The organism is Apilactobacillus bombintestini (assembly GCF_003627035.1).
GTDB lineage: Bacteria > Bacillota > Bacilli > Lactobacillales > Lactobacillaceae > Apilactobacillus > Apilactobacillus bombintestini.
Genome location: NZ_CP032626.1, coordinates 1,106,603 through 1,127,785 on the forward strand (window position 1 = coordinate 1,106,603; position 21,183 = coordinate 1,127,785).

At 37.5% G+C, this 21,183-nt stretch carries 14 protein-coding genes, 1 tRNA gene and 3 rRNA genes; 5 read left to right on the forward strand and 13 right to left on the reverse strand.

The annotated features are described in order from the left end of the window. Positions 1-9: 9 nt before the first annotated feature. The 6 genes from D7I45_RS05540 to trpS form a co-directional block, all read right to left on the reverse strand. Positions 10-861 (reverse strand): DUF72 domain-containing protein, encoded by an 852-nt coding sequence (locus tag D7I45_RS05540; RefSeq protein WP_120784721.1) that lies wholly within the window; start codon positions 859-861, stop codon positions 10-12. 15 nt (positions 862-876) lie between these two features. Continuing rightward, positions 877-1,584, reverse strand: coding sequence for an NAD-dependent protein deacylase (locus D7I45_RS05545; RefSeq protein ID WP_422664724.1), 708 nt, complete (start codon positions 1,582-1,584; stop codon positions 877-879). 17 nt (positions 1,585-1,601) lie between these two features. Further along, a complete protein-coding gene (locus tag D7I45_RS05550) occupies positions 1,602-2,564 on the reverse strand; it encodes an IpaB/EvcA family protein (protein ID WP_120784723.1) in 963 nt (320 codons plus the stop codon). 2 nt (positions 2,565-2,566) lie between these two features. After that, positions 2,567-3,829, reverse strand: a complete 1,263-nt coding sequence (locus tag D7I45_RS05555; protein ID WP_120784724.1) for a hydroxymethylglutaryl-CoA reductase, degradative — start codon at positions 3,827-3,829, stop codon at positions 2,567-2,569. Positions 3,830-3,926: 97 nt separating this feature from the next. Further along, positions 3,927-4,859 (reverse strand): Ppx/GppA family phosphatase, encoded by a 933-nt coding sequence (locus D7I45_RS05560; RefSeq protein WP_120784725.1) that lies wholly within the window; start codon positions 4,857-4,859, stop codon positions 3,927-3,929. A gap of 32 nt (positions 4,860-4,891) precedes the next feature. Next, the gene (gene trpS, locus D7I45_RS05565) at positions 4,892-5,911 is read right to left on the reverse strand and encodes a tryptophan--tRNA ligase (RefSeq protein ID WP_120784726.1); all 1,020 of its coding nucleotides are present in this window, start codon (positions 5,909-5,911) and stop codon (positions 4,892-4,894) included. A gap of 332 nt (positions 5,912-6,243) precedes the next feature. Between trpS and helD the strand changes: the two genes are divergently transcribed. Further along, a complete protein-coding gene (helD, locus tag D7I45_RS05570; RefSeq protein WP_120784727.1) occupies positions 6,244-8,547 on the forward strand; it encodes an RNA polymerase recycling motor HelD in 2,304 nt (767 codons plus the stop codon). Positions 8,548-8,606: 59 nt separating this feature from the next. Here the strand turns inward: helD and D7I45_RS05575 are convergent. The 7 genes from D7I45_RS05575 to D7I45_RS05605 form a co-directional block, all read right to left on the reverse strand. Continuing rightward, positions 8,607-8,679, reverse strand: a tRNA-Thr gene (locus tag D7I45_RS05575). Between the two features lie 51 nt (positions 8,680-8,730). Further along, positions 8,731-8,847, reverse strand: a 5S ribosomal RNA gene (rrf, locus tag D7I45_RS05580). Positions 8,848-8,916: 69 nt separating this feature from the next. Next, a 23S ribosomal RNA gene (locus D7I45_RS05585) occupies positions 8,917-11,836 on the reverse strand. Positions 11,837-12,057: 221 nt separating this feature from the next. Then, a 16S ribosomal RNA gene (locus D7I45_RS05590) occupies positions 12,058-13,631 on the reverse strand. Together the 16S, 23S and 5S rRNA genes with 1 tRNA gene alongside form the textbook arrangement of a ribosomal RNA operon. A 478-nt stretch (positions 13,632-14,109) precedes the next feature. Beyond that, the gene (gene tyrS / locus D7I45_RS05595; protein WP_120784728.1) at positions 14,110-15,366 is read right to left on the reverse strand and encodes a tyrosine--tRNA ligase; all 1,257 of its coding nucleotides are present in this window, start codon (positions 15,364-15,366) and stop codon (positions 14,110-14,112) included. Between the two features lie 296 nt (positions 15,367-15,662). Further along, positions 15,663-16,415 carry a DUF4811 domain-containing protein gene (locus D7I45_RS05600; RefSeq protein ID WP_120784729.1) on the reverse strand — a complete coding sequence of 251 codons (753 nt, stop codon included), beginning with the start codon at positions 16,413-16,415 and terminating at the stop codon, positions 15,663-15,665. Continuing rightward, complete coding sequence (locus D7I45_RS05605) at positions 16,415-17,860, reverse strand: MDR family MFS transporter (RefSeq protein WP_120784730.1); 1,446 nt, start codon at positions 17,858-17,860, stop codon at positions 16,415-16,417. Before D7I45_RS05605 ends, D7I45_RS05600 begins: the two co-directional genes overlap by 1 nt. A 183-nt stretch (positions 17,861-18,043) precedes the next feature. On the opposite strand from D7I45_RS05605, the gene D7I45_RS05610 reads away from it, so the two are divergent. From D7I45_RS05610 to D7I45_RS05625, 4 genes are all read left to right on the forward strand, one after another. Next, positions 18,044-18,523, forward strand: coding sequence for a MerR family transcriptional regulator (locus D7I45_RS05610; protein ID WP_120784731.1), 480 nt, complete (start codon positions 18,044-18,046; stop codon positions 18,521-18,523). A gap of 209 nt (positions 18,524-18,732) precedes the next feature. Further along, complete coding sequence (locus D7I45_RS05615; protein WP_120784732.1) at positions 18,733-19,974, forward strand: glycosyltransferase; 1,242 nt, start codon at positions 18,733-18,735, stop codon at positions 19,972-19,974. Next, a complete protein-coding gene (locus D7I45_RS05620; protein ID WP_120784733.1) occupies positions 19,952-20,269 on the forward strand; it encodes a hypothetical protein in 318 nt (105 codons plus the stop codon). Before D7I45_RS05615 ends, D7I45_RS05620 begins: the two co-directional genes overlap by 23 nt. Further along, positions 20,253-21,179: a polysaccharide deacetylase family protein gene (locus tag D7I45_RS05625; protein ID WP_120784734.1), complete on the forward strand. Its 927-nt coding sequence runs from the start codon at positions 20,253-20,255 to the stop codon at positions 21,177-21,179. Before D7I45_RS05620 ends, D7I45_RS05625 begins: the two co-directional genes overlap by 17 nt. Positions 21,180-21,183: the final 4 nt, after the last annotated feature.

A 21,183-nucleotide genomic window follows, 5' to 3' on the forward strand; every position in this document is an offset into this window, starting at 1 on the left:
ATATTGCTCTTAAAACAAATCTAGTTGCATAGGTGCTAAATTATTAAATTTAACGTGTAATAATTCTTTTAGAGCAAGTGCATTAGGCGCTGCATCCCTACCCGAATTATTATTAAAAATCACACAAACTTCATCGGCTTCTTGATTTAATTTAGTCACCATTTGGGCAAACTGTTTAAGCTCATCTTGATTATAGTTATAAAGCGTTCTTTGACTACGCCAATTGGCATCTTGATTAAACCACCCTTGCGCATTTCTACCATGTAAACGCAATAAAGCTAATTTACTAGTAGTTACCATAGGAACCATTTCGATTCCGTTATTAATGTTGTGTGGTTCATCAGCAATTACCATCGTCATTCCTAGACGCTTTAAATAATTTTTAATTGATGACTGCATAGATTTATCTGTCCAAGTATTATTTCTAAATTCTACCGCAATAGGTACATCGCGTCCCATCAACTGTCTAACGGAAAGTAAATAACGAATGTTTTCATTATTTCTAGCAAAGTATGGTGGAAATTGAAATAATACTGTCTTTAACTGATGACTAGCCATTAAAGGCTTAATCATCTCTACATAATCCGCAAACGCTTGTTGACGTTGTTGATCATCTGCAGGCATGTTTGACCGTAAATCATGTTTAGTCATTAATTGATTTGCTTTTAAAATAAATTGAAAAGCATCGGGTACTTGGTGCATCCAATTACGTACGGTCTTTTCCTGTGGGATTCCATAAAATGGTGTATCCACTTCTACTACGGGAAAATGTGCTGCATACTCATTTAATTTAACTGGACGTTTTTCGCCGTTAATTAATGCAGGATGTTCGGTCCAGGTAGTAACTCCTAAAGTAATCATCTCAGTGTCTCTTTTCTAGCAATTTAAATCGTCAAAGAATTTAGAAGCATCTTGTTGAATCATAGTAAAATCAATGCCTAAATTTAATTTTTCTTGATTTATAGCTAAGACCGGTGCAGAAGGATTACGGTAGTCCAATAATCCAGCAAAAGGATATACACGCATAGAAGTACCCACAATAACTACTAAATCAGCTTGTTGCATTAATTGAATACTATCTACGATATTCTTTTGGTTAAGTCCTTCATCATATAAAACGATACCTGGACGTAAAATACCACCGCATCCCTTATGAACATCACTTTCTAAGTATTCATGCCAATCAACTGCTTTCTTACATTTTTGGCAGTATACATGATACAAATTACCGTGAAATTCTACTAAGTGCTTAGTATCTACTTTGTTGTATAAATCATCCACATTTTGGGTAATTACACTAGCACGATCTTGGCGAGTTAGTTCCGCCTGCTTTTCGTGAATAACGTTAGGCTTGGCATCTGGATAATACATATTTTCCTTTACGAATGTATAAAAGACATCCGGTTCATTATTTAAACATGCGTGGCTTAAGTAATATTCCGCAGGTTTCCCAGTAGTATCGGTAGAATATAAACCATTCTTAGAACGATAATCTGGAATATGTGAAGCAGTAGAAACTCCCGCTCCTGTTAGAAAAACGATATGTTTAGCATTATCAAATAATGATTGTATTTGCGTATCCATCAAAAAAGCCTCCTCAATTATTTTCTAATAATGTATGGCATTTTTAGTTCTTTAAATAAGTCTTTAACTGATAAAGCATATAACTTCTTGAAGTATTCAGGACTATCATCCATACCAGTTGGTGCAGGAATTACAAATGAGTTTTGATCATCACTCTTGTTAAATCCTACATAGGCACGACGGTTAGTCTTTTTGTCGTGTAATTCTGAATGGAAAATTTCAAATTGTTGTTTTACATTCAAATTCAATTGACGTTCAGAAACTACACTAGAAATAGTTGCATATTCATTGTTATGCAATGCTGGTAGTCCCCAAGCAGTTAATTGTTCATCAAATGCACGGAACAATTTAACTACATTTCTTCTTAAACCAAATGGTGAATCAGTTGGTTTCTTAGTGATAATTTCGTAAATCTTATCGGCAGCTTTTAATGCTACTGGGTAATCTTTTTCTAAAGTAGGTCTAGCAAAGTCATCAAACTTGTCACCGTAGAATACGTGCGCATCAATTAAGGTTAATAATCTTAATTCCATAGCGTTATCTAATTCTTTAGGTTCTGGCTCAATGGTGTTTTGAATACCCTTTAGATACATTTTTTCAATATCATCAGTAATTAAACCATGTTTACGTTGTTCTGATACCACTACGAAGTGAGCAACGATATCAAACAATTCAGTACCCATAATTTCTAGTTGTTCATCTAGACTGTCATCACCAGTGGATAAACTAAAGAATACTTGTGGGAAACCACGAAGTGTCATTAATAAATGTAGTAATTCATGAGAAGCAGTGTAGTTAGGAGCTGATAAATCAGAAACTTGTACAAATAAGTTTTTACCATCTTGTACTACTTGTGCTTGATCATGTCTAACGTAGCCAGATTGTAATTGTCCAATAAATTGAACTTCTACTTTTCCTGGGAAAAATTTGTTAACTACGTTAATTAAACTTTGTGTATCATCATTTAACTCAATATTCATTTCTATTCACCCTCATCGTTATTTCTGATTTGTTTTAATAATTCTTTTGCAGAATTTAAATCTTTTTTATTTTGGTGTTTCATAGCAGTTACCAAGCGAGAAACTTCACTAGGTTCAGCACCGGCAGTCATAGCCAATGAATTTAATTGTAAATTCATGTGACCTTTTTGGATACCTTCAGTAACTAAAGCTTTTAATGCAGCTAAGTTTTGTGATAATCCGACTGCTGCTACCAATTTAGCTAATTCATCTTTGGATTGCACCGTAGCTAGTTGTTGATTGATTTTTACTTTAGGCAATACCTTCACAGCACCACCTACAAAGCCTAATGACAATGGTAAAGTCATTTCACCTACCAATTTATCATCTACACGATGCCAATTACTTAATCCACGGTATTGACCATCCCTACTTGCGTAAGCATGTACACTGGATTCTACGGCACGCCAATCATTTCCCATAGCCATAACGATAGCATCTACACCGTTCATAATACCTTTATTATGTGTGGTAGCACGATACTTATCAATTTGTGCAATATGGGAAGCTTCTTCAATTTTTCTGGCAACATCTTTACCACTGATATCTCCAGTACCTAATTGATTAAAAGCAACGCTACCGGTAACTTTTACCAAGCAATCTTCAGCATAGTTAGATAAAATACTCATCAAAACTTGGTTAGGAAAACGGGTTTCCACAAAGCTGGCTAAAGTTTCTAACATAGAATTCATCATATTAGCTCCCATAGCCTCGCCCACGTTCACAAACAAATCGATAGAAACGTAATGTTCATCTAATTTACGAACGCGAATTCTTTGTGCTCCGCCACCATATTTAAGAATAGAAGGATGTGCTTGATTGGCCACATCTAACATTTCATCATTATGGGTTCTCACAAAGCCCATCATTAAATTGGCTTCGTCAGTTTTAACCACAATTTGTCCCATTAAATTATGACCCAAAACTTCTGCAGTAAGGCTATCATTTTTACTCAATAAACGTGCTCCATTGCTGGCAGCAGCAATTACTGATGGTTCTTCCGTTACCATAGGTGCTACGTAGTTTTTATGGTTTACTACGAAATTAACCGCAACCCCTTCTGGTAAGGAATAATTAGTTACGTAATTTTCAATTAAATTATCGTTGTTAGCTGAATAGTCTTTTTTAAATTGTTCAACTTGTGAGTCTGATAAATTAGCAAAATCACTAAGTAATGCTAGTTTTTGATCATAATCACGATGGTAAAAATGTTTAAATGTGCTCATATGGACACCTCCGTATTCATTCTGTTGCTATGATAACATTTATTTTTATATCTGGGATTTAAAAAGGTTTTTAACCCAGTTAGGATTAAAAACCCGATTAATAATTTTTATAGTGCTTTCTAATATATTCATTAATCAAGCCTTCTCTTACGCCACCTTCAGAGAAAACAATTCGTCTGGAATCTAATTCATCAATAACGGTTATTAATGGAAGCAAGCCACCTAAAATTATGTCGGCTCGTTCCGATTCTAATCCACGAATTTGTTTACGGTGTTTTAAATCATTGCGTAATAAATATTCAAAGGTAGATAACACTCGATGTTGATTTAAGTGATACCCATTTAAAGTATCATTATTTCTAAAGCGTTGATGGTTTTGATTAATGCGTGCTAAGGTTCGAGCAGCTCCCCCTAACACTACCAGTTGATAATGATCAGCTTTCTTCAACCAAGGAACTCGATGGAAAACATCTTTTAAAAATCGTTGGGCACTAAAAAGACTGGCAGCTGGTACATGGTTATTCAAATTGAAACGTTCTGAAATGTTAACGGCACCTACTGGCACACTGATTAAATCACGACGTTTCTTGCCTTGAACTCTTACTAGCTCAATACTGGCACCACCTATATCCATAATCATATAGTCGTTCATTTTAATCTTATTTACTACTCCTAAATAGTCGTAATAAGCTTCTTGACGACCTGATAATACACGAATATTTAAACCCACTTTTTTGCGAACTTTACGAATAAATGCTTTTTGGTTAGCTGCTTGTCTAACTGCTGCTGTAGCAATAGTCATCACCGTAACGTTTTTCATAGAGCTATAAGTTTGTTTAAATGATTTCAATGAATTGATAGTGCGATTAATGGCAACTGGTTGTAATACCTTATCTTTACCCATTCCTTCAGACAGACGACTATCACTCTTACAGCGCTTAATTTCCTCACAATAACCGTCTTCTGAAATTTGGTAAATGGACATTCGAGAAGAGTTCGAACCAATATCGACAATTACTAAATTTTGCATCCCATTCACCCTAAATTTCTATCTTTCGTCGATTATTTGAAGTAATTAATTCCAATAGCGTCTCTAACTTCGTCTAGAGTTTGTGTAGCTACTTTATTAGCTTTTTCACTACCAGCTTTTAGGATATCGTAAACTGCTTGTGGATCTTCAGCAAAACGTTCACGACGTTCTCTAATAGGTTTTAATTCAGCTTGTAAAACTTCATTTAAGTAACGTTTAATCTTAACATCACCTAAACCACCGTGACGATATTGTTCTTTTAATTCAGCTACTTTAGCTTTATCGTCAGCAAAGATGTCTAAGTAAGTAAAGACAGTGTTGCCTTCTACCTTACCAGGATCTTCCACGTGAATATGGTTAGGATCAGTGTACATAGACATAACTTTCTTTTGGATGGTATCAGCATCATCAGATAGGTAGATACAATTGTCTAATGACTTACTCATCTTAGCGTTACCATCTAGACCAGGAATTCTACCCATTCCCTTTGGTGGGAAGTAGCCTTCAGGTTCTACTAAAATATCTTTACCGTAAATACCATTGATGCTTCTTACGATTTCTCTAGTTTGTTCTAGCATAGGTTCTTGGTCTTCACCTACTGGAACTGTGTCGGCTTTAAAAGCAGTAATATCAGCAGCTTGACTTACTGGGTAAATGAAGAATCCAGCTGGTACACTTTCACCGAACTTCTTTTGTTTAATTTCAGTTTTAACAGTTGGGTTTCTCTTCAAACGGTTTACTGAAACTAAGTTTAAATAGTGCATAGTTAATTCATTTAATGCAGGAATTTGTGATTGTACTAAAATAGTAGACTTTTCAGGATCAATTCCTACCGCCAAGTAATCCAATGCTACTTGTAATAGTGAATTTCTAATCTTTTCTGGATCACGAGCATTATCGGTTAATGCTTGCATATCCGCAATCATAATATTGGTATCATATTTACCAGAATTTTGTAGTTGAACACGGTTTTTTAATGAACCTACGTAATGTCCAATGTGTAACTTACCTGTTGGACGATCACCAGTTAAAATAACCTTTTTTTCTGTCATTATTATCTTCCTTTCTAAAAAAAGCGACCCATTGTTATAAACAACAATAGGACGCTTTTAACGCGGTACCACCTAATTTGCAGATAATAATTCTATCTGCCGCTCTGCGATAAAGGTGCATACCTTTTTTTCTCCATTTCGCTAGTCATGATTGCTTTCAGTACCCGCAATCTCCCTGTTAGTCGACATCGCTACTTCTACTTATAACAACTATATTTTACTGGATTTAATAGGGCATGTCAAAAAGGATATTAATTGACATTTAGGCCAAATCTCATTAAAATTGTTGAGCATAATTGTACGAATTTTAAAAATATAAATAGGAGGATAACATGGCAAGTAAAGACCAAGAAAATGAGCAACGTCGTGTGGATGATGTGGTTAACAAAATCGATAAAAGAATTGATAAAACCCAATTAGAATATGAAAAAGCCCATAACGAAACAAAACGTGTTCAACAAAACTACGGTAACAATACTTCTGTTAACTATGTCGAAGTCGATGACCGTATTGAAACTGCTGCCGATTTGCAACAACAAAGAGGATTAGTTAATAAAGTAGTACAAAGTGAATCCATTGTTAAAAATCAATTGGATACTTATAAAAAATTGGCCGACTCACCATACTTTGGACGTATTGATATTCAAGACAGTCCGGATGACAAACCGGAAAGCTTATATATTGGGACTGCATCATTTGTAGATAATAAAGAAAATTTTCTGGTCTATGATTGGCGTGCCCCTATTTCTAGTATCTACTATAACGGTACTTTAGGTAAGGTGGCTTACAAAACACCGGCTGGAAATCAATCAACTAACTTAAAATTAAAACGTCAATTTCAAATATCACACGGAAAGATCAACAATATGTTTGATACTAATGAAACCGTGGGTGATGAAATGCTACAGAACGTGTTAGGACAACAACACGATGAAGTAATGCAAAATATTGTTTCTACTATTCAAAAGGAACAAAACGATATCATCCGTGATACTTACAACGATTTGTTAGTAGTACAAGGAGTTGCTGGATCAGGTAAAACATCTGCTATCTTACAACGAATTGCCTTTTTGCTATATCACAGTCGTAGTTCTTTACAAGCAGATCAAATTATTTTGTTCTCACCTAACCGCTTGTTCTCTCACTATATTTCTGATGTTTTACCTAGTTTAGGTGAACGTAACATGCGTCAGGTTACTCTACAAGAATTCATTGATCATCGTATGGAAGGACTTAAAGTAGAAAGTCTATTTGAACAATATGAAAAGAAAGATGTCATTTCTGACGAAGCCAAAAGTATTCACGACTTCAAAGAAAGTCATCAATACATGCAAATGATTTATGATTATGTAAATAACTTAAAACCTGCTGATATGGCATTTCAAGATATCATGATTGATGGATATGCATTCTTTGATAGCGACGTCATTCGCGACATCTATGCTTCACAACCTAAATTATTAAAGCCTGCAGAAAAGTTTTTACGTACTAAGAATCGTTTGATTGAAATATTAAAGAAACGTGTAGAAGTAGAAGCTTACAAACCATGGGTAGATAATGAAATTGATCAATTAAATTCAGAACAATATCATGACTTTATGATTGGACATGAATTAGGTAGTTTCCAAGATGAAGATGATGAAAGATTCTTTATTGCTAAACAAATAGCTACACAACACTTCAGAAAAGTATATGATGCTATTTTCAATGGCGCATTCTTCGACCCATATGTTCAATATATGAGGTTTATGCACCAAGTTAACTACCCAATAGATGTAAGCAGTGCAGAATGGCATAAATCTATTAAAGCATTTGATTCCTTATTGGAATTACATCGTATCAAGTTAGATAATGCTACTCCCCTACTTTATTTGCGTGACTTAATGGTAGGTGGCGGTCAAAACCGTAACATGCAATATCTATTCGTTGATGAAATGCAAGATTATTCCATTGCTCAATTAGTTTATATTAAACATGCTTTCCCTAATACCAAAATTAATTTAATTGGTGACAGTGAACAAGCATTATTTAAAGAAGTACAAGCACCGGAAGAATTATTAAGTAAATTAAATGAAGCATTTGCTACTAAGAAATCTCGTTTAATTACTCTACGTCGTTCTTACCGTTCTACTTATCCTATTACTAATTTTGCTAAATCCATGTTACCTAATGGTGATGATATAGAAGCATTTAACCGTCCTGGAAAAGATCCAGAAATCATTATTCGTTATGATGAAGATCAAGCTATGGATGCATTAATTAAAACTGCTAAGCGTGAATTAAAAGAAGAAGGTACAGTGGCTATTATCACTAAGAACTTAAAAGAAGCCGAAAGCCTTCACCAACACACTTATCATGAGTTACATCCTAACTTGTTATCTGATACTGATTCATCCTTACCTAAAGGAGTAGTCATTATGCCTATTTATTTAGCTAAGGGACTAGAATTTGATTCAGTAATTTCTTGGAATGTATCTGAAGAAAATTATCCAAACGAAAAATATGTAGGTATTTTATATACCATCGCTACTAGAGCTATGCATAGTTTAACTATGATCAGTATCGGTAAAGTTTCTCCAGTAATTGCTAATTCACATCTAGCTATGGAAAACTTAAAAATTAATCACAGCATGTAAATAAAAAAGAGACTAGCCAAACGGTTAGTCTCTTTTAGTTTATGTTCATTTTATATAGAAGCCGTTTCCGGGATTTGAACCCGGGACCTCTTCCTTACCATGGAAACGCTCTACCTCCTGAGCTAAAACGGCAATATTAAATAAAAGGCCTTCGATAAAAACCGAAGACCTTTTATATTTATTGCGCGGCGACGTCCTACCCTTGCAGAGGGCGATCCCTCAACTACTCTCGGCGTTTAGAAGCTTAACTTCTGTGTTCGGCATGGGAACAGGTGTGTCCTTCTAGCTATCGCCACCACACTATTTTATTTGAAAGAACTTCGTTCTCTCAAAACTAGATATTATTTACTTCTCCGATACTTACCTTACTTGGTTAAGTCCTCGACCAATTAGTACTAGTCCGCTCCATACATTGCTGCACTTCCACTTCTAGCCTATCTACCTAATCATCTCTTAGGGGTCTTACTTCCATAAAGGAATGGGAAATTTCATCTCGGGGTCGGTTTCACACTTAGATGCTTTCAGCGTTTATCTCATCCATACATAGCTACCCAGCGGTGCCCTTGGCAGGACAACTGGTACACCAGCGGTATGTCCATCTCGGTCCTCTCGTACTAGAGACAGCTTCCCTCAAATTTCCTACGCCCGCGACGGATAGGGACCGAACTGTCTCACGACGTTCTGAACCCAGCTCGCGTACCGCTTTAATGGGCGAACAGCCCAACCCTTGGGACCAACTACAGCCCCAGGATGCGATGAGCCGACATCGAGGTGCCAAACCTCCCCGTCGATGTGAACTCTTGGGGGAGATAAGCCTGTTATCCCCAGGGTAGCTTTTATCCGTTGAGCGATGGCCCTTCCATGCGGAACCACCGGATCACTAAGCCCGACTTTCGTCCCTGCTCGACCTGTCTGTCTCGCAGTCAAGCTCCCTTTTGCCTTTACACTCGATGAATGATTTCCAACCATTCTGAGGGAACCTTTGGGCGCCTCCGTTACTGTTTGGGAGGCGACCGCCCCAGTCAAACTGCCAATCAGACACTGTCTCCCGCCACGTTCAGTGGCGCGGGTTAGAGTGTTAGCACAGCGAGGGTAGTATCCCAACAATGCCTCCACCGAAACTAGCGTTCCGGTTTCCACGGCTCCTACCTATCCTGTACAAGCTATGTCAACACCCAATATCAAATTACAGTAAAGCTCCATGGGGTCTTTCCGTCCTGTCGCGGGTAACCTGCTTCTTCACAGGTATCTCAATTTCACCGAGTCTCTCGTTGAGACAGTGCTCAGATCGTTACGCCTTTCGTGCGGGTCGGAACTTACCCGACAAGGAATTTCGCTACCTTAGGACCGTTATAGTTACGGCCGCCGTTTACTGGGGCTTCGCTTCTGAGCTTCGCCGAAGCTAACTCATCCGCTTAACCTTCCAGCACCGGGCAGGCGTCAGCCCCTATACTTCATCTTACGATTTTGCAGAAACCTGTGTTTTTGATAAACAGTCGCCTGAGCCTTTTCACTGCGGCTACACTTGCGTGTAGCACCCCTTCTCCCGAAGTTACGGGGTCATTTTGCCGAGTTCCTTAACGAGAGTTCACTCGCTCACCTTAGGATACTCTCCTTGACTACCTGTGTCGGTTTGCGGTACGGGTAGTTAATTACTCACTAGAAGCTTTTCTCGGCAGCGTGACATGACCCACTTCTCTACTTTATTTCGATCCTCATCATGACTTGTCAACACGCTGATAAGCATTTCACTCATCAACTGACTTATCACTTGAACACACATATCCAACAGTGTGCATGGGTTAGCCTTCTGCGTCCCTCCATCGTTCAAACATAATTAACTAGTACAGGAATCTCAACCTGTTATCCATCGCCTACGCCTCTAGGCCTCGGCTTAGGTCCCGACTTACCCTGGGAGGACGAGCCTTCCCCAGGAAACCTTAGTCAATCGGTGGAATAGATTCTCACTATTCTTTCGCTACTCATACCGGCATTCTCACTTCTAAGCGCTCCATCAGTCCTTGCGGTCCAACTTCGTTGCCCTTAGAACGCTCTCCTATCACATGACTACGTCATGTCCACAATCTCGGTAATATGCTTAGCCCCGGTAAATTTTCGGCGCAAAATCACTCGACTAGTGAGCTATTACGCACTCTTTAAATGGTGGCTGCTTCTGAGCCAACATCCTAGTTGTCTATGCAACTTCACATCCTTTTCCACTCAGCATATATTTAGGGACCTTAATTGGTGGTCTGGGCTGTTCCCCTTTCGACGGTGGATCTTATCACTCATCGTCTGACTCCCGGACATATAAATCAATGGTATTCGGAGTTTATCTGAATTCAGTAACCCATGACGGGCCCCTCATCCAAACAGTGGCTCTACCTCCATGATTCTAAGTCCGAGGCTAGCCCTAAAGCTATTTCGGAGAGAACCAGCTATCTCCAAGTTCGTTTGGAATTTCACCGCTACCCACATTTCATCCCAGCACTTTTCAACGTACACGGGTTCGGCCCTCCGGTGCGTTTTACCGCACTTTCAGCCTGAACATGGGTAGATCACCTGGTTTCGGGTCTATCTCAACATACTGTAACGCCCTATTCAGACTCGCTTTCGCTACGGCTCCGATCTTTCCGTCTTAACCTTGCATGTTAACATAACTCGCCGGTTCATTCTACAAGAGGCACGCCATCACTCATTAACGAGCTCTGACTGCTTGTAGGCACATGGTTTCAGGAACTATTTCACTCCCCTTCCGGGGTGCTTTTCACCTTTCCCTCACGGTACTGGTTCACTATCGGTCACTAGGGAGTATTTAGCTTTGGGAGATGGTCCTCCCGGTTTCCGACGACGTTTCACGTGTGTCGCCGTACTCAGGATCCTGAACTGAGGTTAATTGATTTCGTCTACGGGGCTATCACCCTGTATCGCTTAACTTCCCAGATAATTCGACTATCAATTAACTTGGTAACTCAAATGTTCAGTCCTACAACCCCAAAGAGCAAGCTCTTTGGTTTGAGCTGTTCCCCGTTCGCTCGCCGCTACTTAGGGAATCGAAATTTCTTTCTCTTCCTGTGGGTACTGAGATGTTTCAGTTCCCCACGTCTGCCTCTAATTAACTACTCAGTTCATTAATTAGTAATAATCGATTAAGATTATTGAGTTTCCTCATTCGGAAATCTCCGGATCAAAGCTTACGTACAGCTCCCCGAAGCATATCGGTGTTAGTCCCGTCCTTCATCGGCTCCTAGTGCCAAGGCATCCACCATGCGCCCTTCATAACTTAACCTATTCATCACTACGTGATGTTTGGTTAATTGAGTATTACGAATAAACTATATTTTAAAACTCAAAATAACGCGGTGTTCTCGGTTGAAATTGTATTAAATACAAATTCAATATAGAAATTAAATAATATCTAGTTTTCAAAGAACCAAGTTAGAGAGGTAAACCTCTCAAAACTGAATAAGATTGATACATTCTAATGTAAGTTTCCGAAATTTTCCTTAGAAAGGAGGTGATCCAGCCGCAGGTTCTCCTACGGCTACCTTGTTACGACTTCACCCTAATCATCTGTCCCACCTTAGACGACTGGCTCCCGAAGGTTACCCCATCGTCTTTGGGTGTTACAAACTCTCATGGTGTGACGGGCGGTGTGTACAAGGCCCGGGAACGTATTCACCGTGGCATGCTGATCCACGATTACTAGTGATTCCAACTTCATGCAGGCGAGTTGCAGCCTGCAATCCGAACTGAGAATGGCTTTAAGAGATTAGCTTGACCTCGCGGTTTTGCGACTCGTTGTACCATCCATTGTAGCACGTGTGTAGCCCAGGTCATAAGGGGCATGATGATTTGACGTCATCCCCACCTTCCTCCGGTTTATCACCGGCAGTCTCACTAGAGTGCCCAACTAAATGCTGGCAACTAATAATAAGGGTTGCGCTCGTTGCGGGACTTAACCCAACATCTCACGACACGAGCTGACGACAACCATGCACCACCTGTCATTCTGTCCCCGAAGGGAACGCCTAATCTCTTAGGTTGGCAGAAGATGTCAAGACCTGGTAAGGTTCTTCGCGTAGCATCGAATTAAACCACATGCTCCACCACTTGTGCGGGCCCCCGTCAATTCCTTTGAGTTTCAACCTTGCGGTCGTACTCCCCAGGCGGAATGCTTAATGCGTTAGCTGCGGCACTGAAGGGCGGAAACCCTCCAACACCTAGCATTCATCGTTTACGGCATGGACTACCAGGGTATCTAATCCTGTTCGCTACCCATGCTTTCGAGCCTCAGCGTCAGTAACAGACCAGAAAGCCGCCTTCGCCACTGGTGTTCTTCCATATATCTACGCATTTCACCGCTACACATGGAGTTCCACTTTCCTCTTCTGTACTCAAGTCTCGTAGTTTCCACTGCACTTCCTCAGTTAAGCTGAGGGCTTTCACAGCAGACTTACAAGACCGCCTGCGCTCGCTTTACGCCCAATAAATCCGGACAACGCTTGCCACCTACGTATTACCGCGGCTGCTGGCACGTAGTTAGCCGTGGCTTTCTGGTTAAATACCGTCAAAGCGTAAACAGTTACTCTTACACTTGTTCTTCTTTAACAACAGAGTTTTACGAGCCGAAACCCTTCATCACTCACGCGGCGTTGCTCCATCAGACTTTCGTCCATTGTGGAAGATTCCCTACTGCTGCCTCCCGTAGGAGTCTGGGCCGTGTCTCAGTCCCAATGTGGCCGATTACCCTCTCAGGTCGGCTACGTATCATCGCCTTGGTGGGCTTTTATCTCACCAACTAGCTAATACGGCGCGGGTCCATCCAAAAGTGATAGCAGAGCCATCTTTCAAATTAAAACCATGCGGTTTTAATTCATATGCGGTATTAGCATTTGTTTCCAAATGTTATCCCCCACTTAAGGGCAGGTTACCCACGTGTTACTCACCAGTTCGCCACTCGCTCCGAATCCAAAAAATCATTTATGCAAGCATAAAATCAATTTTGGGAGAGCTCGTTCGACTTGCATGTATTAGGCACGCCGCCAGCGTTCGTCCTGAGCCAGGATCAAACTCTCATCTTAAAAGATGAAAAGCTTAACTTAGCTCTTCTGAATAAATTGTTATTTTATAAGCGAATTGACTTCGCAATGTTTAATTCTTATAACTTTGTTATAAGATTCCTTACACATCATCGAATTATCAATCTTGTTCAGTTTTCAAAGATCTACCAATTTGATTACCAGCTTTATCAGCCAGCTTACTAATTATATCATGTTATCAACTTAACGTCAACAACTTTTTATAATTAATTTTTAAACTGTTTTGTTATCATTTGCTCTATCGCAACGACAACAATAATTATTATGCCATCTTGTCGATCAAAAGTCAACAACTAAATATTAACTTTTTTAAACAATTAATATAAATCGTTTTGGCTTTCTGTCTCATCAACAGCATTAATAATTATGCCAACTATAGAGCATAAAGTCAACCATAAAATACAACTTTTTTAAATAAAAAAGCGCCGATGCTATTCACCGGCGCTTTTGCGTATCTAAATTATTTAATTCTAGCTAGGAAGTACTTCTTCTTACCTCTTCTAACTACTACGAACTTACCATCAAATGAAGCAGATGGATCAATTTCGAAATCAGTATCAGTTACTTTATCTCCATTAATTCTAATAGCTCCATTATTAACATCTTCTCTGGCTTGTCTTCTTGATTTTTCAATCTTAGTATCATCTACTAACCATTCAACGATGTTCTTCTTGTCTGCACTTACTTCTACTGAAGGCATGTTCTTGAAACCAGTTTCTACTTCTTGAGTAGTTAAATCTTTAATGTTTCCTGAGAATAATGCATTAGTAATGTTTTCTGCTTCCTTCACAGCATCTTTACCATGAACGAATTCAGTTACTTCTTCAGCAAGACGACGTTGTGCTTCACGCTTCCATGGTTCTTTCTTAACCTTTTCAGCTAATTCATCAATTTCGTCCTTACCTAAGAAAGTAAAGTACTTCAAGTACTTAATAACATCCCTATCATCAGTATTAATCCAGAATTGGTAGAATTCGTAAGGTGTAGTCTTTTCAGGATCTAACCATACAGCTCCACCTTCTGTTTTACCGAACTTAGTACCATCAGCCTTAAGCATTAATGGAATAGTTAAACCAAATGCTTTAGCATCGGAACCTTGGTTCTTATGAATTAATTCAATACCACCGGTAATGTTACCCCATTGGTCAGCACCACCAATTTGTAGTTCTACACCATGTTCCTTGTATAAGTGTTCAAAGTCCATAGCTTGTAGAATTTGGTAAGTAAATTCAGTGTATGAAATACCAGTTTCTAGACGACTAGATACGATTTCCTTATTTAACATAGTATTAACGTTAAATAATTTACCGTAATCACGTAAGAAGTCTAATAATGATAACTTAGAAGTCCAATCGTAGTTATTAACAATCTTGAAGCTACCATCTTGGCCAAATAGCTTTTCCATTTGTCTAGTTAGGCAAGCTTCATTATGTCTAACTTGTTCCATACTTTGTAATTTTCTTTCTGCCTTCTTACCTGAAGGATCACCAATGGAACCAGTAGCTCCACCGATTAAAATTACTGGATGGTATCCAGCTAGTTGGAATCTCTTTAAAATCATAAATGGAATTAAGTGACCTACGTGCATACTGTCTCCAGTAGGATCAATTCCTGCATATAGACCAATCTTCTTTTCATTTACTTCTTTTTTAAGGCCTTCTGCATCAGTTTGTTGATTAATAGCGCCACGCCATTTTAAATCATCGATAATATCCATATTAAACCTCCAAATAAAAAGTCCCTGACAAATATACCTTTGCCAGGGACGAAATTTTCTTGTTAATCCGCGTTACCACCCAGATTATCGCTTTTGCGATCTCTTTGTCATTAATAACGAAATGACCCGTCGATAAATCGAAAAAGCTCCATAGGTGTAATTCTTTAATATGCTCGCTTGGTTCGCATCCCCACCAAGTTTCTGTATTACTCGATACATATTAAATACTGTAACTACTTCTTAGCTTTAAATATTAATTACTATCATATTAATCAGCTTTATAATAATTGTCAAGATTATTTAACTTGTTTCAAAGCTTGTTTAACCATAGGCATCATTTGACTCATAGCCTTAGCCTGGTATTCAGAAGTAGCCTTTTGAATTACTTGTTGTTTTTGTGATGCAGACATCTTAGGGTTAGCTTGCATAGCTTTGGCAACTGCTGCTTGTACATATTGTTGTGCAGCTTGTTGTCTTTGTTCAGTAGTCATACCACTATTAGCGGATAATTCCTTCATGATATTTGGTAAAGCCTTTACTTGGTTTACAGTTAGCTTCATCCAATCTTTTGGCATGTAGAAGTAGTTAACTGTTTTTACTCGAGTTGGCTTTTGTGCCCATGCAAACCAGAAACGGTCCATAGATGTCTTGTATTCATATTTAACAGTCTTAGTAACTAACTTAGGAGTCTTAGCATTAGTTACTACCACATTTTTAACTTTATCAGTACCAGTAGCTTGTGGCTTAGCTTGTTTTTCATTAGCACGGTATAGAACTACTTGATCTTTACCAGAAGTACCAATGTTTTGATACATTAAAGCATTAATAGTTTTACCAGGAACACTGGATACTAAACTGCTCTTCTTTTCAAAGGTTACTTTGTGCATCCCCAAATGATTGTGGAAGTTCAAAGTAATAAATAAGGTAGAAAGTAAAAATAATACCAAGAAAAATAGTGAAGAGATAATATGCAAAGCCTTGTTCTTATTTAATAGGTTAAAACATAAGAAGAAAGCGACTGTTGAAATGACTAAAGCGACTAAAATCATTAGTTATTACCCCCTTGTTTTCTATCGTGTAACCATAGTGAAGATACTAATCCAACAATTCCTAGGAATGCAGCTACCCAGAATGCAGCATGGTAACCACTTAAAGTAGCAGAAAGCATAGAATCTTTGTAGTCTAATGGACTTTGAGTCATTAAACTGTGAGCTGGCATATGGTTGTTAGTTACATTAGATAGGATAGAAACTAATACGGCAGTAGCAATAGAAGCTCCTACTTGTCTAATAGTATTGTTAACGGCAGTACCGTGGTTTAACTTATCAGTAGCTAAAGCATTCATACCGTAAGTAGTAGCTGGCATCATAACTAATGACATACCAAATGATCTAACGGCATATAGAAGAACTACATATGCAATAGAAGTATCTTCAGTGATAAATGCAAATGGAATAGTTCCAACAATTAAGGTAAGTAATCCACTAGTGATTAGTTTCTTAGCACCGTATTTATCAAAGATAGATCCGGCGAATGGTGAAACAACCCCCATCATTAAGGCACCAAGTAATAAGCTTAGTCCTGAATGGAAGGCGTTCATACCTCTAATAATTTGTAGGTATAAAGGAAGAACCATTTCAAATCCAACTAATGCCATCATAGTAATAGTGGATAAAATAGTAGCAATAGTGAATTTGCTGTTTCTTAATACACGAATGTCTAAGAATGGTTTTTCCATTACTAATTGACGCCATACAAATAGTGCAATAAAGATAAATCCTACAATTAAAGTAGAAATAACAGTGGTGCTTCCCCAACCGTCAGTACCTACTTCAGAGAAACCGTATAATGCACTACCAAATCCAATAGTAGATAGGATTAGTGATAACACATCAATACCTGACTTCTTAGTAGGTAGTAATGGACGCATGAAGAATAGTCCTGCAATAATAACTACCGCAACGATAGGAATAATCATTCCGAATAAGTCACGCCATGAGTAGTTAATTAAGATCCAACCGGATAAAGTAGGTCCAATAGCTGGTGCTAAACCAACTACGATTCCGGATAGACCCATGGCTGCCCCACGTTTTTCAGGTGGGAAAATAGTAAGCATGATAGTTTGTAGTAAAGGCATAGTTACCCCTACTCCTAATGCTTGGATTAAACGACCTGCCAATAAGGTACCAAAGTTAGGTGCCATAAATGACATAATGGTCCCGATTTCAAAAACTGTCATGGCACCTAGGTAAAGCCATTTAGTGTTAACTCGACTAGATAGCCATGCACTGACTGGAATTGCTACCCCATTTACCATCATAAATCCAGAAGTTAACCATTGTACTGTTGGAGTATCAATGGAGAAAGCTTTCATTAATGTAGGAAATGCAGTAGACAAAATTGTTTGGTTAAGAATAGTACAGAATGTCCCTACTAATAGTAGAACTACTAGCATGGTTTTGTTATATTTCTTACCGTTCATATCTACATTCATATGCTTGTCCCCTTTTCTTTTATAATTTTCTCTATAAATTTCGACTGTGATAAATATACTCTTAGTATTATTCTTTGTCAACGTATTTGACAAGGTTATTAAATAATATATAATTATTATTGATAATTTAATACGTATCGATGATAATTTAACAAAAGTAATTTAATAAAAGAGGTGTGATTTATGTCTAATGAGCACATAGAAAAATATAGTAAAGATGAAATATCCGAGTACTCTAAACGTATTCAAAAGTCCATGAAAAACACTAATTTATCTATTGGAATTGGTGCATTATCAAGAACTTGTAACGTACCACAAAGTAAAATTAGATACTGGCAACAAAAAGGATATATCACTTGTAAAAATAAGGATAAAAATACCAATTATCGTTACCCACTCAGCACACTTTATAAAGTAGAATTGATAAAATCGTTCCTAGATTCCGGCTACACGTTAGCTAAGTCCGCTGAAAAGGCATCCTTTATTGATGACACAGGTGAGTTACTTCATAAGTTAATATATGAGCGTTTTGAATCACTAGACGTAATTGATGGAAATGCTTCTATTGATATGGGTCCTATCGAAGATGATCCCAATAAACATATTCATTTCGTAAATAATGATGGAAAAATGGAAGCCAGAATCATTCAACACAAATCATAATATTAGATATAAGTACAATTTATTGGTTAAAAAGGATTTCTGCATAAGAAATCCTTTTTAATTACCAATATTGAGACAACCTATTTTGATATATTAATTTTTTTAATCTATAATTGTTTATAAGGATACTTAAGCAATTATTCAGGTATCAAATTATCAATATTATATAATGATATAAAACATATTTCCTAAGGAGGAAAATATATACAATGTGGTTTTTAAACATAATTAACGACTTTATTATTGGATACCCCATTGTTGTATCTGCCATCTGGATTGTAGGTGCAATTTTTGAATCCATATATCGTCGCTCCGAAAAGTTTGCAAAGGTTAGTGGTGACGACTTAGTTTCTATTTTGGTGCCTGCGCACAACGAAAAAGACACTTTAGAAGATGCTATTAAAGCCATTTCAAAGGTAGATTATTCCAACTTTGAAGTTATCCTAGTGGATGACAAAAGTAGTGATAATACCCTAGAGTTAATGTATAAACTTCAAAAAGAATATGCTGATCAATTCAAAATTAAGATAGTTCCTATCGAGCATAATCAAGGAAAAGCAAATGCTATGAATGAAGGATTTGCTGTTTCTGAAGGTAAATATATCCTAGGAATGGATGCTGACTCACTACTAGATAAAAATTCCGTTAAAGAATTACTAAAGACTCTAAAATCCAATGATAAATTGGGTGCTGTGGCTGGTAAGCCAGTAGTAAGAAACCGTACTACTGTACTGGGACGCCTTCAATTACTAGAATACATTGGTGTTATCGATATTATTAAGAAAGCTCAATCTTTCTTATATGGTCGTATCAATACCGTTTCTGGTGTTATCGTTGGTTTCCGTCGTGAAGCACTAGAAGATGTAGGTGGTTGGCATACTGATGTTATCACCGAAGATATCGATATTACTTGGCGTCTATACCGTAAAGGCTGGCAAGTAAGTTACCAACCAACCATGATTTGCTGGATCTTAGTTCCTGAAAAGACTAAGAACTTAATTAAGCAACGTCGTCGTTGGGCTCGTGGTGGTATGGAAGTTATTGCTAAGAACCATGATTTATTACTACACAGTACAATTACCCAAAAAGCCCTACTATATGAAACTATCATTAGTAGTATTTGGGCCGTTTTAACTGCTTTAAGTACTATTTCTTATTTCTTCAATTTATTCCTAATTCATGAAATTCAATTAGATGGTGATGTTTTACTAATCCTTATCTTAGTAAGTATTTTCCAATTCTGTATTGGTTTCTACGGTTCTCACGAATCAGCATTACTAGATTTTGTGGATTTATTATTGATTCCAGCTTACATCGTATACTACTGGATGATTAACCTGGTTTCATGTATCTTAGCTCTAGTATCATTCTTCTTAGATCCTGACAACGTAGGTACATGGAGCAGTCCTGACCGGGGGTTAAATAATTATGAAAAAAAGAAATTTGGATGATTACGATTTATTCGTTATCAGAAAGAAAAGCACATTTTTAAGAAAGCTAATGCATTTTGTATTATTCTCACTCTTATGGATTTATGTAATATTCGTATTAGTAACTAATTTAGCCTTCTTATTAGGCTATTACAGCGATGATTTCGTTAGTTTTTATCTATTATTAAACCTAAATTATATTTTATATATCAAGATTATAGTAGCTATTATTATTTTAATTGTGTTAACTTCAATCTACTCAATCTTTAGATTGAAACAATTACGGAGGTTAAACAAACATGTCGACCAAAAGTAGAAGATTTTCAAGAAAGCAACGTAAAATTATCGTAGTTATCTTTGCAATTATTATTGTTATTTTAATGTCCTTTACTATTCACAAATCTATCCAATACGATAAAGGTAGCAGCGAATACTATGGACTATCTAAGCAAGAAGAAAAAAGCAAAAATGGTATTTTAGTTTTCTGTTACCACCGAATTTTGAAAGACAATTTTGGAGTTAATGTTTCAAGAACCCTATCTACTAACTCACAATTACATGATTTCAACGTTCCTGCCAATGAATTTAAAGATCAAATGAAATTCCTACACGACCATCACATTAAAGTGGTTTCCAGTGCAGAAATGGTTAAAATGACTAATTCTAAGAAACCTATTCGTGGTAAATACGCTGTATTGACTTTCGATGATATTGATAGAACTACTATCGATAACGCCATTCCAACTATGAAAAAGTATAAATTCCCATTTACTACTTTCATCATTACTGGAAACACTGGTAGATATCGTGAAGGTACTCAATTAGCTACTTGGAAACAAATTCAAGGAGCTCGTCAAGAAGCTGGTAATTTAATGACTGTTGGTTTACATACTAATAATATGCATTACCTAACATCATCACTAATTCCTATCTTTAACTTACCTCACAATTACCACCGTTTCACTCGTGACTTTGCTAAATCACGTGTAGTATTGAAGAAACACACCGGAATTTATGGTGAAGAATTCGCCTACCCTTACGGTGGTGGAACTGATCGTATTTCTAACTTCTTGAGACACCAACACCTAGGTTGGGTTGGTACTCTAGATAGTGGTGTAGTTTACAATCACGGTAATGGTAAACATTCTGATTTAATCTATACTCCACGTATGATTATTAACAACAATAGTTGGCCAAGTATTCATAAATGGTTTACTAATAAATAAAAAA

Excerpts from the sequence above, each read along its gene's own strand:
- D7I45_RS05545 (WP_422664724.1), bottom strand. The coding sequence starts at position 1,584 with ATGGATACGCAAATACAATCATTATTTGATAATGCTAAACATATCGTT.
- D7I45_RS05600 (WP_120784729.1), bottom strand. The coding sequence starts at position 16,415 with ATGATTTTAGTCGCTTTAGTCATTTCAACAGTCGCTTTCTTCTTATGT.
- D7I45_RS05605 (WP_120784730.1), bottom strand. The coding sequence starts at position 17,860 with ATGAATGTAGATATGAACGGTAAGAAATATAACAAAACCATGCTAGTA.
- helD (WP_120784727.1), top strand. The coding sequence starts at position 6,244 with ATGGCAAGTAAAGACCAAGAAAATGAGCAACGTCGTGTGGATGATGTG.
- D7I45_RS05560 (WP_120784725.1), bottom strand. The coding sequence starts at position 4,859 with ATGCAAAATTTAGTAATTGTCGATATTGGTTCGAACTCTTCTCGAATG.
- tyrS (WP_120784728.1), bottom strand. The coding sequence starts at position 15,366 with ATGGATATTATCGATGATTTAAAATGGCGTGGCGCTATTAATCAACAA.
- D7I45_RS05610 (WP_120784731.1), top strand. The coding sequence starts at position 18,044 with ATGTCTAATGAGCACATAGAAAAATATAGTAAAGATGAAATATCCGAG.
- trpS (WP_120784726.1), bottom strand. The coding sequence starts at position 5,911 with ATGACAGAAAAAAAGGTTATTTTAACTGGTGATCGTCCAACAGGTAAG.
- D7I45_RS05625 (WP_120784734.1), top strand. The coding sequence starts at position 20,253 with ATGTCGACCAAAAGTAGAAGATTTTCAAGAAAGCAACGTAAAATTATC.
- D7I45_RS05615 (WP_120784732.1), top strand. The coding sequence starts at position 18,733 with ATGTGGTTTTTAAACATAATTAACGACTTTATTATTGGATACCCCATT.
- D7I45_RS05550 (WP_120784723.1), bottom strand. The coding sequence starts at position 2,564 with ATGAATATTGAGTTAAATGATGATACACAAAGTTTAATTAACGTAGTT.
- D7I45_RS05555 (WP_120784724.1), bottom strand. The coding sequence starts at position 3,829 with ATGAGCACATTTAAACATTTTTACCATCGTGATTATGATCAAAAACTA.
- D7I45_RS05620 (WP_120784733.1), top strand. The coding sequence starts at position 19,952 with ATGAAAAAAAGAAATTTGGATGATTACGATTTATTCGTTATCAGAAAG.
- D7I45_RS05540 (WP_120784721.1), bottom strand. The coding sequence starts at position 861 with ATGATTACTTTAGGAGTTACTACCTGGACCGAACATCCTGCATTAATT.